Raw genomic sequence first — 17,390 nt, 5'->3', positions numbered from 1 at the left:
CTCACGCCTTGTGGTCAAGATAGGCGACCAGGCGGTCGCCCACCCACTGGATGGCGCAGACCATGATGATCAGCACGATCACGACCGCGATCATGATATTCGTCTCGAAGCGCTGATAGCCGTAGCGAATGGCGAGATCGCCCAATCCTCCGGCGCCGATCGCGCCGGCCATGGCGGATGCACCGACGAGCGTCACCAAGGTTACCGTGAAACCGGCGACAATGCCCGGCAGCGCTTCCGGCACCAGCACCTCGCGTATGATGGTCCAGCGGTTTCCCCCCATGGCACGCGCCGCCTCGATCAACCCGCGATCGACCTCGCGCAACGACACTTCGGCGATGCGCGCATAGTAGGGCGTTGCGGCGATGGAGAGGGGAACGATCGCCGCCCAGGTGCCGATCGAGGTGCCGACGATCAGCCTCGTGACCGGGATGAGCGCCACCAGCAGGATGATGAACGGCACCGACCGGAAGCCGTTGATGACCGCGCCGAGAATGCGGTTGACCCACAGGTTCTCGGCAATGCCGCCGCGGTCTGTGGCGATCAGCGCAAGGCCGAGCGGCAGGCCGACGACGAGCGAGATGATGCCGGATGCGGCGGTCATCAGCACCGTTTCCCACAGCGAGCGAAACAGAAGATCAATCATTACCGGTGACATAACCAAGCACCTCCACCCGGGCATTGCGGGTCTTCAGGAATTCGACAATTCTCGCGACATGATCAGCCTTGATCGCAGGCACGCCGAGAAACAGGCTCGCCACCGGCTGGCTCTGGACATGATCGACGCCGCCATGGATCAGCCGGAACGCGCCCGGGACCTCAGCAACCAGATCGGAAAGCAGCGGGCCTCGCGCCGCCTCTCCGGCGACATCGATCCGCAAGATCGCCTCCTTGCCGGCCGGCTTCAGCAGCACCGCGATCTCCGCCGGCAGTTGCGGGCGGATGCCGCCGAGCAGGCTCTGTGTGATTTGCGATTTCGGATCGGCAAAGACCGACCAGACAGGGCCTTCCTCGACGATCCGGCCGGTATCGATCACCGCGACGCGGTCGGCGATGCTGCGGACCACTTCCATCTCATGCGTGACCAACAGGACGGTCAGGCCGAGTTGCCGGTTGATGTCCTTGAGCAGCACCAGAATAGACCGCGTCGTCTCGGGATCCAACGCCGAGGTGGCCTCATCCGACAACAACAGCGCCGGTCTAGCCGCGAGCGCGCGGGCAATGCCAACGCGCTGCTTCTGGCCGCCGGAAAGCGACGCCGGATAGGCCTTGGCCTTTTCCGAAAGGCCGACCAGTTCGAGGAGCTCGGCGGCACGCTTGCGGCGCTCGGCCTTGGAGCGCCCTTCGATCTTCAGCGGCAGCGCCACATTGTCCTCGACTGTCTTGGCCGAAAGGAGATTGAAATGCTGGAAGATCATGCCGATGCGCCGGCGCAGCGGCTGGAGATCGCGCTCGCCAAGCTGGGCAATATCCCGGCCCTCGATGAATATCTGGCCGGAATCGGGGCGCTCCAGACCGTTGAGGCAGCGGATCAGCGTCGACTTGCCTGCGCCGCTGCGGCCGATGATGCCCAGAACCTCGCCCTTGCCGACCGAGAGCGAAATGCCATCGATGGCCGGCGTCGTGCCGAACCGGCGCTTGACATCGACCAGGCGAACGACCTGCTCGGCCTGCTGCGGATCGGCCTTGGCCGGCGGTTCGCCGGCCTCAGTGATGGCAAAGTGCTGGGTCATTTCGGGTTCCTTTCCCGACAGCCGGGAAGCCGGCTGTAAAACGCAGAATGAGACTGCCCGCAGCCTGAGCCGCGGGCAGTCTCATGATTGGAGCAAAGGCGCTTCGGCAAGCGTCAATAAGCGCTGATGCCGGTGCCCTTGTAGACGCGGTCGAACTCGGCTTTCACGGCCTCATTCTGATACGACGCGACCAGCGCCTTGACCCATTGTTCGTTTTCGCTGCCGGCCTTCACCGCGATGAAGTTGCGATACGGGTTGTCGGCCACCGGCTCCTGGGCAATGCGGTTTTCCGGCGAAAGCCCGCTCTTCAACGCCCAGTCGGTGTTCACCACGGCTGCGTCTAGATCCTCGATGGCGCGTCCGACGACGCCGGCATCGAGCTCCTTGATGTTCACCTTCTTCGGGTTCTCGGCGATGTCGGCGATCGTCGCCAGAATGCCGGTGCCGTCCTTGAGCTTGATGACGCCCTCATTCTGCAGCACGCGCAGCGCGCGGCCCTCGTTGGACGGATCGTTCGGCACGCCTATCACGGCACCCTCCGGCAGATCGGCGATCTTGGTGAACTTCTTGGAGTAAAGGCCGATCGGCCAGACGCCGGTGTAGCCGACCGAAACGATGTGGTAGCCTTGGGTCTTGATCTGGTTGTCGAGATAGGGCTGGTGCTGGAAGGCGTTTGCGTCGATCTCGCCGCGCTCCAACGCTTCGTTGGGCTGGGTGTAATCGTTGAAGACGACCGTCTCGATCGTCAGGCCGTTCTTGGCGGCCTGTTCGGTGACGACGCGCCAGACGTCCTCATCCTCACCACTGATGATGCCGACCTTGATCGATTTCTTGTCCTCGGCGAAGGACGGCGACGGCCCGGCGATGCTGACCAAAGCGACGCCGGCGGCGAGCAGTCCCGCGAGAGCCGCGCGGCGGGAAATAGCTTGCGAGAACAATCGGAGCCGGGTTTTTGCGAATGCGGTCATGGTGGATTCCTGTTGAAACCTGTTGCCGGAATTGGAGGGCCACGCTGGTTGCGAAGCCTTGCCCATATCGTCTGGAATGCCCGCCGTTTAAGCAAAGGACTGTTTTTTGCGCATTTCGCAAAGGCGAGAATATCGTCTTAAAAATGTTGCAGGTGCGAGCAGAACGAACCTCGCACCCCCTCTCTCCTTCTCCCCTTGTGGGAGAAGGTGGATTGGCGCGCAGCGCCAAGACGGATGAGGGGTGCTGGAAGAAATGAGGCGCTGGCGTTCCGTCCGACACCCCTCATCCGACCTCCCCTTCGGGTCGGCCACCTTCTCCCACAAGGGGAGAAGGAGAGGCACGCTTCATCATCGCCACGCCCGGTATTCACCGTCTGGCCATTGTCAAAGATCGGGAAAGACGGGCGGCCGAAATCTCGCTCATCTTTTGTATTTTTCTGCGATCTCTCGACCGCCCGTCTCGGTGTCTGTCCCGAAGTTGGCCGGTCACAACGCCCGCTCCATGTACATTCCATGGACAAGACGCCGCGGGTTCTCCGCATGGTTTTGGGCAGTGGCATTTGCGCCGTGCTCGTTCCACGCCGGCCTGTGTCGGGCCCTCGGGTCCCTGGCTACCACACCAGGGCGGGAGGTCACCGCCACTCCCCCTTGATCCCGGTTCCAAACCCGGTCCCGCAGGAGCGATGGGGGGATTATGCCGGAGGTGCTTTGGGGTGGGGAAAGATTGGGGGTGAAAAAATGTGTGGGGTGAATGGAAACAATGGGTTGGCTGGAAATTGCGTGAAAATCTTTCCCACAGTTTCCGCGAGTTTCACAGTCCACAGTTCTGCACCGCTGCAGCCGTCATAGATGTTCCGGCATGGATCCCCGGGTTCTTCGCATTCGCTTCGCTCATGCTGCGACCCGGGGATGACGAGCTTGTAATTTGTGCGTCTGCAAATCGCCAACGCTTGGGACTCGCGGCAAGCCCAAATGCAGTTCGTCATTCTCGACCTCGTGAGCGAGGAACAAGCGGAGAGTGTCGGGAATCCATGCCGGAACGGTGAGGAGCTTCGGCGGTGCATAACGCGCGTCAACATCAGGATCGGGCCAGACGATGTTGCGGTCGATGAATCCTGGATAACCTGCGCTTCGCTCCGGTTTCCGGGATGGCCAACTTCATCCATGGTTGTCACCGCTAATCGAGAACTGCATGTTCTGCCTTCGCCAATCGTCAATGGGGACGAGAGCTTGAGAACCTCACAACGGTTACCACTGGTCCCGGCCTGAACGGCAGCACGAAACCTTCAGCTGCCATATTAGCGAAAATCCGCTATCGTCGAAAAAACGTTAGTCAGGCTAAATGGTTCAATCATGCAAATACCGATCAGAGCGATCTGGGTGTTCCACACCGCAGCACGCGCCGGCAGTATTTCCAAGGCGGCGGAGGAACTGAGCGTCACGCCGTCGGCGGTCAGCCAGCAGATACAGGCGCTGGAGGTGCAGCTTGGCGTGACGCTGATGACCAGGATGGGTCGCGGTATCGTGCTGACGGAGGCGGGCGAGCGCTACTTTGCCACCATCACCGACGAGATCGAGGGCATCGCCGAGGCGACGAACACCATTCGCGGCTATCGCTCGATCACTGCGCTGACGGTGCGCGCCACGCCGACATTTTCGGCCAAGTGGCTGCTGCCGCGCCTCGGTTCTTTCCTCGACAATCATCCCGATCTCGAGATGAGGCTCGACGGCACCAATGAGCCGACCGACTTCAACCGCGAACTGGTCGACGTCGAGATTCGTCACGGCGATGGGCGCTGGCCTGGCCTGTTCGTCGAAGGCGTGGCGGAGGAGGAATTCCTGCCGGCCTGCGCACCGCATTATGCGGCGGCGGGCAGCCTGGATGCAGCCGCGCTGCCGGGTCACCGCCTGATCCATTCGGTGAAGTCGCAGGCGCAGTGGGGACGCTGGTTTTCGCTCGCCGGCGTGGACCCGAAGGAGCGCTGGCGCCGCGTGCTGTTCGATCGCAGCCATATGGCGATCGACGCGGCTGTGGATGGCATGGGCATCGCGCTGGAAAGCACCTTGATGATGGAAAGCGAACTGGCGAGCGGGCGGCTGGTCTGTCCTGTCAGGACACCGCCACAGGTGCGGTTGATCACGCAGTGGATCGTCTGTCCGCGCGACCATCTGCGGCAGAAAAAGGTGCGGCTTTTCCTCGATTGGCTGCGCAGCGAGGGAAGTGCGTGGCAGGCGCGGAACCTGCCAGCTGCGTGAGTACCTACCCGGCGCGCAAGACGGCCACGGCCTGCGCAACGATCTCGCCCGGCGTCAGAGCAATGTCGAGGCGGATCGGCGCCTCGTCGTCTGACGGCGGCTCCAGCGTCGCAAGCTGGCTCGCCAGCAGCGTGGTGGTTGCGAAGTGGCTCTTGCGGGCGCCAAGTCTCTGCTCGATCAGGTCGGCAGGGCCGTCGAGAAACAGGAACCGGACCTCACCAAGCCTGTCGCGCATGAAGTCGCGATAACGAAGCCGCAGCGCCGAGCAGGCGATGACCACGGGGCGGTCTGGCTCGGCAAGAGCGGCATCGCAGATGGCAGCGAGCCACGGCCAGCGCTGCTCGTCGGTGAGGCCGATGCCCTGCCGCATGCGTTCGACATTTTCCGGACTGTGCAGCCTGTCGGCCTCGATCCATTGGCAATCGAGGGTTTCGGCAAGACGGCTGGCGATTTCCGTCTTGCCGGTGCCGGCTATGCCCATGACGACGAGGAAATCCGATCTGGCGGCAACTGCATTCTTCATGCCGATGGTCATAGCCGGTCTAGTAAAGCCCGAGCAAGCGGATCGGCCCGAGCGTCAACACCGGAAACAGCACCAGCGCCAGGATGGCTGCGACCAGCACCGACATCGGAGCAAGCGAGCCCTTGATGACGTCCTCGATCGACATTTTTGCCACCTGCGCCACTGCGAAGAGGCAGACACCTACCGGCGGCGTGACAAGGCCGAGGGTCAACGTGATGACCATGACGATGAGGAAATGCATGGGATCCACCCCCATCGAGACGGCCGGCGGCATCAGCACCGGAATGAGGATGAACATGGCGGCGATCGCGTCCATGAACATGCCGACGACGATCAGGAACAGAAAGATCAGCACCAGCGTCGTGGTCGGTCCGTTGCTGATATGGCTGAGGAAGGTCGCGACCTGCGCCGGCAGGCCGTCATAGGTGAAGACCCATGCGCCGAGCTTGGCGGTGGCGGCGATGAACAGGATGGTGCCGGAGACACGCGCCGTTTCCATGAAGATGCCGGGCAATTCCTTGAGCGGTATCGTGCGGTAGAGCACCACGGCCAGGAACAGCGTGTAGAGCACGGCGATCGCGGCGGCCTCGGTCGGCGTGAAATAGCCGTCGACGATGCCGATGAGCAGGATGACCGGTGTGAGCATCGGCAGGATGGCTGCGAGGCCGGTGGTGATCACGAGGCGCAGATTGAACGGCGTCGGCGGGTTGTAGCCATGGCGCACGGCGTAGAAATGGTTGAACACCATGAACATGAAGGCGATGAACAGGCCGGGGATCAGCCCTGCCACCAGCAACGTGCCGATCGAGACATTGGCGATAGAACCGGCGATGACGACGAGGATCGATGGCGGGATGATGGACGACAGCGTCGAGGTGCACAGCGTCATGCCGACGGCATAGCCCTTGGGAAAGCCGTGGCGCTCCATGGCCTTGATTTCAATGGCGCCGATGGAGGCGATGTCGGCGACCGACGAGCCCGAGACGCCGCCGAAGATGACCGAAGAGACCACGTTGACGTGGCCAAGCCCGCCCGGCATCCACCCGACCATGGCGCCGGCGAAGTCGAACAGCTTTTCGGCAACGCGGCCGCGCTCCATGAGCACGCCGACGAGGATGAACAGCGGCACGGCGACAAGGAGGAAGGAATTCATCGCCGAGAACATGCTCTGCGACAGGAGGTCGATCGGCGTCGAGGTGAACATCAGCATGGCGGCGACACTGGCGAGGCCAAGCGCCACGGCGAGCGGAACGCCAAGCGCGGAAAGAAGCAGGAAGATGACGAGGAGTGCGATGCTCATGATGGCTTTCCTGCATTGGTGACGACGTCGGCGTCTTCGGTTCGGATTGCCGGAAACCCATCTTCGGGCAAGGCGATCAGGTCACGCCGCGTGCGCAGCGATTCGATGATGGCCAGGATGGCGAGCACTGCCGAAACCGGCATGATGATGCCGATGATCCACATGGGAATGGCGAGGGTTGCCGCAGTCTCGTTCATCATCAGCTGCTGCTTGACCAGCGTGATGCCGGTCCAGCCCGTGAGGATGAAAAACAGGACGGAGGAAACGACGTAGATCGGCACCGCCAAGCGCCGGAACAGGCCGGGCACCGCACCTATGAAGACGGTGACGCGCGCGGTCTCGACGGTGCGGAAGCCGGCGGACAGGCCGAGAAAGATCATCCAGACGAAGAGGTAGCGGGTGGCCTCCTCGGTCCAGGAGACCGGCACGCCGAGGAGGCGGCTGGACACCTGCAAAAGCACGACGACGAGAACGCCGAAGACTGCAATGCCGGCGGCCACATCGGTCAACAGCGTGACGATCTTGCCGAAAGTGGATGTGTTGTGGGCCATGACGGCTCCTCCCTTTCCGGACCCGCCTGGTGGCAGGTCCGGTCAACCGGGTTTACTACTGCTTGCCGACAGCCGCGACCGTCTTGTCGAAGAAAGCCTGGTCCTTGACGAGGCCGGCGAAGACCGGGAACAGCTCCTTCGAGACCGCGACGAAGGCCTGCTGCTGCTCGGGCGTCAGGCGGTTGGTCTGCATGCCGTGCTTTTCGAGTTCGGCAATCGAGGAATCGGCGGTTGCCGCATCGTTCTCGACCTTCCAGGCTTCGGCTTCCTTGGCGGCCTCGGTGAGGGCGGCCTTTTCTGCGTCGCTCAGCGCATCATACTTGGCCGGGTTGATGCCGAGCACCCAGCCATCAGCCATGTGGTTGGTGATCGAGACGTATTTCTGCACCTCGTAGAACTTGGCGCTGACCGGCACGTTGATCGGGTTTTCCTGGCCGTCGACGACCTTTAACTGCAAGGCATTGTAGACTTCGGCGAAAGCCATCGGCGTCGGTGCGGCGCCAAGCTTCTTGAAAAACTCGACCCAGAGCGGGTTGTTGGGCACGCGGAACTTCATGCCGGCGAGATCGGCCGGCTTCTCGATCGCATGGCGCGAATTGGTCATCTGGCGGAAGGGGCGCGTCCACAAATTGATGCCCTTGATGCCGATGTTGTTAAGATCGGAAATCAGCTCCTGGCCCTGCTCGCCGGCGAGATAGGTGCGAAGCTGCGCCTCATCGTCGAACAGATAGGGGATCGAGATGGCCGAGAATTTCGGGTTGAAATTGGCATAGAGCGATGTCGCCAGAACCAGCATGTCGAGCGAACCGCCGGCCAGCTGCTTCACCGCAGCCGATGGATCGCCGCCGTAGAGCGTTCCGTTCGGAAACACTTTTACCGTGACCTCGCCATTGGTTTTGGCGGCGACCAGCTCGGCGAATTTATTGGCGGCAACCGTGATCTCCGAACCGTCGGGATCGGGCGTAGACAACGTCAGCGTCGCGCCGGCGTGAGCTGCGGTTGCGACGAACATTGCGGCTGCAGTCAGCAGGCCGCGTATCGAAAGGTGCTTCATTTTATTCTCCTCCACTGTAGTCCTAAAGATGTCCCTATTCGGCGGGGCGAGTGCCTCCGCCAGAATTCATGCGTTCCAGTTCCAGGATAACGGCGCTGTGGTCGAGGTCGCCGTCGCCATTTTCCACCATCGCCTGGAAGAGGCGGTCCACATTCTCCGCCACCGGCAATGTCAGCCCATGCGCGCGGGCAAGGGAGAGCGCGGTCGACGTGTCCTTGACCTGATATTTTGCGGGGCCACCGGGCGTAAAATCACTCTCGACCATGCGCAGCGCGTGCTGCTTCAGCACGGTGGAATCGGCAAAGCCGCCGAGCAGCGCCTCGCGCACGCGGGCCGGGTCGGCGCCGCCACGTTTGGCCAGGGTGAGTGCTTCGGCGACAGCGCAGATGTTAGACGCGACGATCAACTGATTGGCGAGCTTGGTGAGTTCGCCGGCACCGGCGGGGCCGACATGAGTGAGGCGGCCAAGCGGTGCGAACAGCGGCCGCATCGCCTCGACTGCTTCCGTTTCTCCGCCGGCCATAATGGCGAGCGTGCCTTCGCGCGCTCCCTTCTCACCGCCGGAAACCGGCGCGTCGATATAGCGGACGCCGTATTCGGCGGCAGCAACCGCCTGAGCCTGCGCCGTTTCGACGGGAATGGAGCTCATGACGACAAGCGTCGCGCCCGGCTTCATCGCCGCGATGACACCGCCCTGCCCCAGCAGAACCTCATCGCAGACCGGGCCGGAACTCAGCATGCAGATGACGGCATCGGCATCCCGCGCTGTGTCGGTGGCCGAGGCACCGATCAAAACGCCCTGCCCCTTCAGGGCCTCGGCCTTTTGCGCCGTGCGGTTCCAGGCCGTGACAGTGAAACCGGCCTCGGCCAACCGGCGCGCCATGTGCCCACCCATGATGCCGGTGCCGACGAAGCCGATCCTGCGTCCGGTTTGCATCATGGATGCTGCCGTTCGGAAAAGCGCGGCGGAAGCTCCACCACGATCAGTGGTGGAAAGGCGTCACGGAACCGGCCCAGATGCGGCGTTTCCAGATGGGCATCGAAATCGGCGCGGCTGTCATAGACCTCGTAGAAGACGACCGTATCGTCGGAGCCCTCCGGCCGGATGACGTCGAACTGACGGCATCCGGGCTCATCGGCCACCGAATGGCGCGCATCGTCGAGGGCCGCCTCGAGAAAGGCATCCATCTTTCCAGGCTTCACCCGGAATTCCGCGATGACGACGAATGCCTTTGCCGTATTCACTTTCGATCCTCCCCGATCTTGCCGCCTCAGGCCGCGACGCTCTTGCCGGGCCGGAAGCTGTCTTCCATGTCCCGGCGAAGCTTGACCACGTCGAGATCGCTGACCAGTTCGACATCGTCGAAGCTGACGATCTGATCCTTCTTGATCGGCCGCTTGAGCTTGACATTGTGGGCCAGGCCGATCGGCAGGGCGCGCAGGTCGAGGCTGCGGGTCGCCGGTATGGCATTGGCCCATACGGCAAAACCGCCCTCGCCGTCGAGCATTTCGCCGGGCTGCATGTCCTTCTTGGCGGTGGCGACGGCATCGCCGCGGAATTCCTTGGAGGTACCGGTGGCTTCGCCGCGCAGGACCGCCGAAAGCACGCTGACGGAGGTTTCCAGCCCGATAATGTGAAACGGACGCCACATCGAGGCATACCAGCCGGACGGGTCGGTCAGCAGGCCATACTGCTTGAAACAGGCGCGGGCATATTCATTGTGCGCCTTGAAGGTGACGAAGACGCCGTAGCGGATGTTGTTGACGACTTCGCGGCCGTCCGGCTCCTGGCTGGCGGCGATATCGACCAGACCCGAGCGGGCCATGCGCCCGCCATCGGCGGCCGGGCGGAACACTTTCGCCAGATCGTGCAGGCCCGAAGGCGGGAAGGCGAGGCCGTCATCCGGGCAGTCGAGACCGGTACCGTTGGCGACCGCCGCCATTTCGATGGCTGCCTTGGTGCCGTCGGTGAAGGAGTTGTACATCTTCGGATTGAAGTCGCCCTTGGCGACCTCTTCTTCAGTCCAGCCGAAGAAGCCCCAAACCGTGTCCGGTGTCGAATAGCGGTAGCGCGGCTCGAAATTCATGCCCTTGCCGGCAGCCGTAATCTCGAAGCCGGTGGCGCGTGCCCAGTCGACCAGTTCGCAGATCAGCGCCGGCTGGTCGCCATAGGCCATCGAGTAGACAAGGCCCTTGGCGCGCGCCTTCTCGGCCAGGATCGGCCCGACCATGACATCGGCTTCGACATTGACCATGACGACGTGCTTGTTGTGCTCGATGGCACTGAGGGCATGGCGGGCGCCGGCGAGAGGATGGCCGGTCGCCTCGATGACACATTCGATCTCGCCGCAGGCAAGCAGTGCATTGACGTCGTCGGTGACGAAGGTGGTGCCGTTCTTCACCGCGTCCGCGGCACTGGTGGCGGAGTAGCGCTCCTTCGGCCAGCCGACGCGATCAAACGATTCGCGCGCCTTGCCGACATTGAGGTCGGCCACCGCGACCATGTGAAAGCCTTCGATGCGCTGCGCCTGTGCGAGCACCATCGAGCCGAATTTGCCGGCGCCGATCAGGCCGACGCGGACGGGCCGGCCTTTGGCGGCGCGGGCTTGGAGCAAGGTCGAAAGATTCATGGTCTGGTCCTTGGGAGGATTGGGTTGATGGTCGGTTGCGGGCGCGTTTCAACGCTCCGGCAAACGGGCACCGCGCCGCCTGCCGTTCAGGTCACGACTTTCATGCCAGGCTCGGCGTCTTGAAGACGCTGCCCGCTATCTGGACTGATGCTTGCCGGCTCTGTTTCCTCCGCACATGCGATGGCCGGATCGCCTGCGCAGGCAGCTTTTCACGCGCTGCTTATGGACGGACCTTAAGAGGCTTGCCAAATTAGCACAATTTAGAAACTCAGGACGAACCGTTAGTTTTGCTAAACAGTTCTGGCTGACGGTGGTTTCAGAACCGCAGCCGCGCCATGGCCAGGAGGTCGTGGTATTCTCCATCGGTGAAGCCCGCCTTCACATGCCTGCCTTCGACCTCGAAGCCGTGGCGCGTGTAAAGCCGTATGGCCGGTTCGTTGTCGGCATAGACGGTCAGCTCGACCCGCTTGAGGGCGCGCCAGTTGTCTGCAACATCGAGCAAAGCCTCCAGTATCGCCGAGCCTATGCCCTTGCCGACAAAGGCGTCATCAAGGCCGATATTGATCTCGCCGATATGAGCGCGGCGCGGCGAGCTTTGCCCGATGAGACGGCCATCGCCGACGACCTTGCCATCCACCTCGGCGACGATCCACGTCGTTTCCTGGCCGGACTTGGCGATGCGCCGCTCCACCTGCTCGACCATCTCGAACGGCATCCGCAGTGTGCCCCAGCGAAAGCCGGGCATGTTGAAGATTGCGCAGAGCGCTTCAGCGTCGCTTGGCCGGACGGCCCGGAGCTGCGGCTGCGCTTTTTCGGAAGATGGAGATGTCGCGGTGGTCATGGCGTCCCGGATGCTGGCAAATCAGGTTTTCACAATGCGCAGGACATCGCCGCAAAATCCAGTCGGCTTGGCAATCTATGATGCCGGTTGCGGGCGGTGCCGGGAAGCTGCGTAGAGTTTGAAGAGGCCGCTGACACCGATCCAGCCGAAAAGGGCGAGCCAGCACAATGTTCCTGTCGCGGACCAGTTTATCTTGTGTACGGCGGCATCGGTGATGGTGAGGCCGATGATGGCAAACAGGCCGATCAGGAGCTGCGCCAGGCCGAGCACCAGCAGTTCCTCGCGCGGCGCGCTTCTCCAGACGAGATAGATGCCGCCCGCGCCGGCGAGGAAGATTGCGCTGTAGACCTGGGCGTGAAAAGCGTCGATCGGCCATGGCCAGAAGCTGCTGAATGTCAGGGGAAACAACAGCAGACCAGCGCCATAGAACCCAAGAATCGCCGATTCCAGCTGCATGTAGCCGCGCCATGCGGGGTTCAAGGTCAACCCCTTGGCCGAAGGACGCGCTCTGGACCGCCATAGGAACCAGCCTGAAACCGCGACCGAGGCCAGATAGACGACAAACCACAGCCAGGGTGCTTTGCGCGCGAAATCGAAATAGCCGAAGTTGATGAAGGAAGCGACCGACACGATGACCGTGAAGATGAAGGCCATGACCAGCACGAGCCTGCCCGGCGACCAGCGGTTCCACACCAGAAGTGCGGCCATCACAACCATTTCGGTGGTGTAGAAACCGCCGAGGAAGCGGGCGTTGAACGGGGTGACGGCCCATGGCCAGCGCGCCTTGACCAGCGCAGGCGCGAAAAACAGGCCGGCGCCGACGATCAGGACGATGATGACGGCTGCCGAGAAAAGGCGCAGGGCCGCGGGAAATGGCGGGTTGTCGGATGTCTGCATGGGAAAATTCCCAATGATTTATGCCCCGCTGCCAGCATAGAACCACCTGCGCCTGCTGGAAATGCACCGAATACAAATTCGGCTGTCAGCAGGCTCATCTATTCGAATGGCCGGATGGACCGATTCGCAGTAAAATAGAGGACCGTGACCGGAGCATCGGTCTGACAACGTTCCGGGGGCGCATTATCCGGAGCCGCTATGATGAATGAAGTTCAAGACCTGTTCTCACTTCTGCGGCAATCGAGCGATGTCGATCCGCAGGCGATCGACGCGATCAAGAAAACCGTCGCCGAGGGCGAGGATCGGGCGCTTTGCCGTATCAATGCGCCGGCCTTCGCGGCCAAGCATGGCCTCGACGAGGAGCGGGTTATCGGCGCCTTTCTCCATGCGGCGCGGGTAGGCATCTTCGATATTTCCTGGAACGTGCTGTGCCCCGGCTGCGGCGGCGTGCTCGACAGCAACGCCACGCTGAAAACCGTGCGCAAGGAGGAATACACCTGCGCACTGTGTTCGGAGGGCTATGCGCCGACGCTCGACGAAATGGTGGAAGTGACGTTCACCGTCAGCCCGAGGGTTCGCCGGATCGCCGCGCACAATCCCGAGCAACTGTCGGTGACGGAGTATTTCCGCCAGATCTACTGGGCGTCCGGCGTCGACCTGCCCGAGGAGAATTTCGAGGAGGCCATGGCCAGCTTCGCGCTGGAGGATGTCGAGCTGGAGCCCGGCGAGAAGGGCGTGCTGACCATCCAGCTTCCCGCCGAGTTCGTCATCGTCTTCGAGCCGGTCACGCATTCAGCGCAGTTCATCGATGTGAAGGGCGAGCCGACAAAGGAACGCCGGAACCTGTCCCTGGTCTTCGACCGCGACCATATCCAGAGCCAGATGCTGGAGATGCAGCCGGGACCGCTGCGCATCGCGCTCGAAAACCGCACGGACTCGCGCGTCCTACCGACGGTCTGCGTTGCCGGTGCCGAGCTGCATTGCATGCTGGGAAAGCGCCGGCCGTTCCTGACGGCCAAGCGCCTGCTCTCCAACCAGACTTTCCGCGATCTTTACCGGACGGATACGCTCGACGTCGACCAGCGCCTCAAGATCACCAGCCTGACATTCCTGTTCACCGACCTGCGCGGCTCGACCGAGCTTTACGAACGGGTCGGCGACCTTTCAGCCTTCGATATGGTGCGCGCGCATTTTCAGGTTTTGCAGGAGATCGTGGCGGCGGAAGCAGGTGCTGTGGTGAAGACTATCGGCGATGCGGTGATGGCGACTTTCCCGACGCCGGACCGGGCGATCGCGGCGGCGCTGAGGATGCGCGATGCCATGCGGGCGCTGAACGACAAGAGTGGACGCGAGGACCTGCTGCTCAAGATCGGCGTTCATGCCGGACCCTGCATCGCCGTGTCGATGAACGAGCGGCAGGACTATTTCGGCCAGACGGTCAACATCGCCTCGCGCGTGCAGAACCTTGCCAACGCGCAGGCGATCTTCGTCACCGGCGCGGTGGTCGACGACAATCTCACTGCCGACCTGCTGCACAGGAACGCGCTGACGCCGGTACCGCATGACGTCTCGCTGCGGGGTATCGAGCGGGAGATAGCGGTCTATACGATCCCGTGAAGCCTTGGGCCGTTACACGCGCCGATAGATAAAATAACGATCGGCCGGCACCGAAGGCGGCGGCGGAAGCTGCTGCAATTGCGGATGTTCGAGCGGCAGGCCGCTTACCGCGATGCCGCCGGGACGCAGAAGCCGCGCGGAAAGATCGGGAAGCCAGGTAAGCGTAACGGCATCGCGGTCTTCATAGCCGGTGCCGATATCGGCATGGACGAGTGCGGCTTCGATGCCGACGAAAGTGCTCGCCGTCTCGCGGATTTCGCCGAGCACGAGGTTATCGGCGTCGGGAATGGAGCTGGCATGTGCGGCAAGCTTGCGGTCGAAGGCAACGATCCGACGTCCGGGCAGGCGTTCGCGTAGATGATTGAAGGTCCGGCCATTGCCGAGGCCGAGCTCGATCACCGGCCCTTCCGTCTTTGCCACCTCGACGCAGACATGATTGAGAATGTCGCGCTGCGCGGTCATTCGGCGGATGAAACTGTCGAGACGGCTCATGAGCGGTTATATGTCCTGAACCAGTCGACGAAATCGGCCATGCCGTCTTCCAGCGCGATTTTCGGTTGGAAACCAAGGTCGCGTTCGGCGAGCGTAATGTCGGCAAATGTCCGCAGCACGTCGCCGGCGGGCTTCGGCTTCATCTCCATGATCGCCTCGCGCCCGGCCGCCTTCTCGATCGCGGCGATGAAGTCGAGCAATTTCACCGGCGCGTTGTTGCCGAGATTGTAGACCGGGGCGGTCTCGTCCGGCTTGGCTACGATGCGATCCGCCGCGGCGACAACACCGGCGACGATATCGCTGACATGGGTGAAATCGCGCTGCATCTCGCCATTGTTGAAGACGGAAATGGGCTTACCCTGCAGGATCGCGTCGGTGAACAGCCACGGCGCCATGTCCGGGCGGCCATAGCGGCCATAGACCGTGAACAGGCGCAGCCCCGTCGAGTGGATGCCGTGCATGTCGGCATAAACATGCGCCAGCAGCTCGCCCGCCTTTTTGGTCGCGGCATAGATGGAAACCGGGCTGTCGGTGCGGTCCGTTTCCGCAAACGGCACCTTGTCATTGGCGCCATAGACGGAGGATGAGCTTGCATAGACGAGCGGCGGACGCTTCGGCAGCTGTCCCGCCAGTTCGAAAAGCGCGACCTGCCCTGTCACATTGGCGTCGACATAGGCGTAAGGATTCGTCACGGAATAGCGGACGCCGGCCTGTGCTGCGAGATGGACGATAACGTCGACATCGGCGCCTTCCGGTCCGATCGCATCGCCCAGGTCGCGCCGGGCGACATCGAGCTCCCGGAAACGAAATCCTTTATGGGATTCAATCTGTTGAAGCCTGTCCTGCTTGAGCTTGACGGCATAATAGTCGTTGAGATTATCGAGCCCGAGAACCTCGTCGCCCCGGTCGAGAAAACGCCGGGCGGCATGATAGCCGACGAACCCCGCCGCACCCGTCAACAGTACCTTCATCGCGATGCCCGAATCTCGTCATGTTTTGTCATGGCGATGTGTTAAACCCCCGATCCAAGTCTTGCTGGATCGACCGGATAGAAGCGAACGATGAACATTGCAATAACCGAACAGGCTGCCGCCGATGATCATGGCGGCCTTTGGCGGGCCAATGTGCCCCATGTTCAAGGGACGAACTCATGAAACTGAGCATTTTCGGGACCGGCTATGTCGGTCTGGTCACCGCTGCCTGCTTCGCCGATGTCGGCCACGACGTGCTTTGCATCGATATCGACGAGAACCGGATCGCCCTTCTGAACCAGGGTCAGGTGCCGATCTTCGAGCCCGGCCTCAAGGAAATGGTCGCCCGCAATGCCCAGAACGGACGGCTGCGGTTCTCGACCGATGCGCCGGCGGGCATCAAATTTGCCGAACTGATCTTCATCGCCGTCGGCACCCCGCCGAATGGCGACGGTTCGGCCGATCTCAGCCATGTGCTGGCCGTGGCCAGGACAATCGGCGAACACATCGACGGCCACAAGATCGTCGTCGGCAAGTCGACGGTTCCGGTCGGAACAGCCGACATGGTTTCAGACGTCATTGCCAGTACCTTGAAGGCGCGGGGCGTCGATCATCCCTTCGATGTCTGCTCCAACCCGGAATTCCTGAAGGAGGGCAGTGCGATCGAGGATTTCACCCGCCCTGCCCGCATCATCATCGGCACGAGTTCGGAAGCCGTCCTGAAGACGCTGCACGACTGCTACGCCCCCTACAACCGCAACCACGACAAGCTGATGAGCATGGACGTGCGCTCGGCGGAACTGACGAAATATGCCGCCAATGCGATGCTGGCGACGAAAATCAGCTTCATGAACGAGATGGCCAACATCGCCGAACGGCTCGGCGCCGACATCGAGGAAGTGCGCCACGGCATCGGCTCCGATCCGCGCATCGGCTACCAGTTCATCTACCCCGGCTGCGGCTATGGCGGCTCATGTTTTCCCAAGGACGTACGCGCGCTCGCCAGAACGGCACGCTCCAGCGGCTTCGCGGCAAATCTGCTGGAAGCGGTCGAGCGTGTGAACGACACGCAGAAGCATGTTCTGTTCGAAAAACTGTCGCAGGCCTTCGATGGCGATTTGCAGGGCCGGACGATCGCGCTGTGGGGACTGGCCTTCAAGCCGAACACCGATGACATGCGCGAGGCACCGAGCCGGGTCCTGATGGAAGCGCTGTGGGCCGCTGGCGCGAAGGTTCGGGCCTATGATCCGGAAGCCATGAAGGAAGCCCGCCGCCATTACGGCGAGCGGCCCGACCTGGTTCTTGCGGCAAGCCCGCAGGACGCGGCAAAGGGCGCGGATGCGCTGGTGATCTGCACGGAATGGAAGCAGTTCCGTGTCGCCGATTTCGGCTGGCTGAAGGCAAACCTGCTCAACCCGGTGATCGTCGACGGCCGCAATCTCTACGACCCGGCGCAGTTGCGCAAGCACGGCCTGCTCTACTACGCCATCGGGCGTGGCGACTCCGTCAGGCTGAACGGCGCGGAATCTTCGGCCCGGCGCGCGGCGGAGTAGCGGG

17 protein-coding genes are annotated in these 17,390 nt (G+C 62.4%); 3 read left to right on the top strand and 14 right to left on the bottom strand.

Going from position 1 to position 17,390, the window contains the following annotated elements; all coding sequences use genetic code 11:
- Position 1: 1 nt before the first annotated feature.
- From G6N74_RS17675 to G6N74_RS17665, 3 genes are all read right to left on the bottom strand, one after another.
- Positions 2-658: a methionine ABC transporter permease gene (locus G6N74_RS17675; RefSeq protein WP_165119272.1), complete on the bottom strand. Its 657-nt coding sequence runs from the start codon at positions 656-658 to the stop codon at positions 2-4.
- On the bottom strand, positions 639-1,733 hold the full coding sequence (locus G6N74_RS17670) for a methionine ABC transporter ATP-binding protein (RefSeq protein ID WP_165119271.1): 1,095 nt from the start codon (positions 1,731-1,733) through the stop codon (positions 639-641). The genes G6N74_RS17675 and G6N74_RS17670 overlap by 20 nt, the downstream gene beginning before the upstream one ends.
- A 113-nt stretch (positions 1,734-1,846) precedes the next feature.
- The gene (locus G6N74_RS17665; RefSeq protein WP_165119270.1) at positions 1,847-2,701 is read right to left on the bottom strand and encodes a MetQ/NlpA family lipoprotein; all 855 of its coding nucleotides are present in this window, start codon (positions 2,699-2,701) and stop codon (positions 1,847-1,849) included.
- 1,353 nt (positions 2,702-4,054) lie between these two features.
- Between G6N74_RS17665 and G6N74_RS17660 the strand changes: the two genes are divergently transcribed.
- Positions 4,055-4,957 carry a LysR substrate-binding domain-containing protein gene (locus tag G6N74_RS17660; protein WP_165119269.1) on the top strand — a complete coding sequence of 301 codons (903 nt, stop codon included), beginning with the start codon at positions 4,055-4,057 and terminating at the stop codon, positions 4,955-4,957.
- 4 nt (positions 4,958-4,961) lie between these two features.
- On the opposite strand, the gene G6N74_RS17655 is transcribed toward G6N74_RS17660, so the two are convergent.
- The 9 genes from G6N74_RS17655 to G6N74_RS17615 form a co-directional block, all read right to left on the bottom strand.
- On the bottom strand, positions 4,962-5,480 hold the full coding sequence (locus tag G6N74_RS17655) for a gluconokinase (RefSeq protein ID WP_165119268.1): 519 nt from the start codon (positions 5,478-5,480) through the stop codon (positions 4,962-4,964).
- 19 nt (positions 5,481-5,499) lie between these two features.
- Positions 5,500-6,780: a TRAP transporter large permease gene (locus tag G6N74_RS17650; protein ID WP_165119267.1), complete on the bottom strand. Its 1,281-nt coding sequence runs from the start codon at positions 6,778-6,780 to the stop codon at positions 5,500-5,502.
- Positions 6,777-7,331, bottom strand: coding sequence for a TRAP transporter small permease (locus G6N74_RS17645; RefSeq protein ID WP_165119266.1), 555 nt, complete (start codon positions 7,329-7,331; stop codon positions 6,777-6,779). The genes G6N74_RS17650 and G6N74_RS17645 overlap by 4 nt, the downstream gene beginning before the upstream one ends.
- A 55-nt stretch (positions 7,332-7,386) precedes the next feature.
- Positions 7,387-8,385 carry a DctP family TRAP transporter solute-binding subunit gene (locus tag G6N74_RS17640; protein ID WP_165119265.1) on the bottom strand — a complete coding sequence of 333 codons (999 nt, stop codon included), beginning with the start codon at positions 8,383-8,385 and terminating at the stop codon, positions 7,387-7,389.
- A gap of 34 nt (positions 8,386-8,419) precedes the next feature.
- The gene (locus G6N74_RS17635; protein WP_165119449.1) at positions 8,420-9,322 is read right to left on the bottom strand and encodes an NAD(P)-dependent oxidoreductase; all 903 of its coding nucleotides are present in this window, start codon (positions 9,320-9,322) and stop codon (positions 8,420-8,422) included.
- Positions 9,322-9,630, bottom strand: a complete 309-nt coding sequence (locus G6N74_RS17630) for a putative quinol monooxygenase (protein ID WP_312857892.1) — start codon at positions 9,628-9,630, stop codon at positions 9,322-9,324. The genes G6N74_RS17635 and G6N74_RS17630 overlap by 1 nt, the downstream gene beginning before the upstream one ends.
- 26 nt (positions 9,631-9,656) lie before the next feature.
- Positions 9,657-11,015 (bottom strand): NAD(P)H-dependent oxidoreductase, encoded by a 1,359-nt coding sequence (locus G6N74_RS17625; protein WP_165119264.1) that lies wholly within the window; start codon positions 11,013-11,015, stop codon positions 9,657-9,659.
- 316 nt (positions 11,016-11,331) lie between these two features.
- Positions 11,332-11,856: a GNAT family N-acetyltransferase gene (locus G6N74_RS17620; RefSeq protein ID WP_165119263.1), complete on the bottom strand. Its 525-nt coding sequence runs from the start codon at positions 11,854-11,856 to the stop codon at positions 11,332-11,334.
- Between the two features lie 75 nt (positions 11,857-11,931).
- Positions 11,932-12,753, bottom strand: a complete 822-nt coding sequence (locus tag G6N74_RS17615; RefSeq protein ID WP_165119262.1) for a hypothetical protein — start codon at positions 12,751-12,753, stop codon at positions 11,932-11,934.
- 201 nt (positions 12,754-12,954) lie between these two features.
- Here G6N74_RS17615 and G6N74_RS17610 point away from each other — a divergent pair, with 201 nt between their 5' ends.
- Entirely contained in the window at positions 12,955-14,370 is a 1,416-nt protein-coding gene (locus G6N74_RS17610) for an adenylate/guanylate cyclase domain-containing protein (protein WP_165119261.1), read from the top strand.
- A gap of 12 nt (positions 14,371-14,382) precedes the next feature.
- Here G6N74_RS17610 and G6N74_RS17605 read toward each other — a convergent pair whose 3' ends face one another.
- A complete protein-coding gene (locus G6N74_RS17605) occupies positions 14,383-14,862 on the bottom strand; it encodes a class I SAM-dependent methyltransferase (protein WP_165119260.1) in 480 nt (159 codons plus the stop codon).
- Positions 14,859-15,833 carry an NAD-dependent epimerase/dehydratase family protein gene (locus G6N74_RS17600; RefSeq protein WP_165119259.1) on the bottom strand — a complete coding sequence of 325 codons (975 nt, stop codon included), beginning with the start codon at positions 15,831-15,833 and terminating at the stop codon, positions 14,859-14,861. Before G6N74_RS17600 ends, G6N74_RS17605 begins: the two co-directional genes overlap by 4 nt.
- A 179-nt stretch (positions 15,834-16,012) precedes the next feature.
- Between G6N74_RS17600 and G6N74_RS17595 the strand changes: the two genes are divergently transcribed.
- Positions 16,013-17,386 (top strand): UDP-glucose dehydrogenase family protein, encoded by a 1,374-nt coding sequence (locus tag G6N74_RS17595; protein WP_165119258.1) that lies wholly within the window; start codon positions 16,013-16,015, stop codon positions 17,384-17,386.
- Positions 17,387-17,390 lie beyond the last annotated feature (4 nt).

It is taken from the genome of Mesorhizobium zhangyense, assembly GCF_011045115.1.
Taxonomy (GTDB): Bacteria; Pseudomonadota; Alphaproteobacteria; order Rhizobiales; family Rhizobiaceae; genus Mesorhizobium_M; species Mesorhizobium_M zhangyense.
Note: the sequence above shows the minus strand (reverse complement) of the source record. Positions and strands in the feature narration are given on the sequence as shown.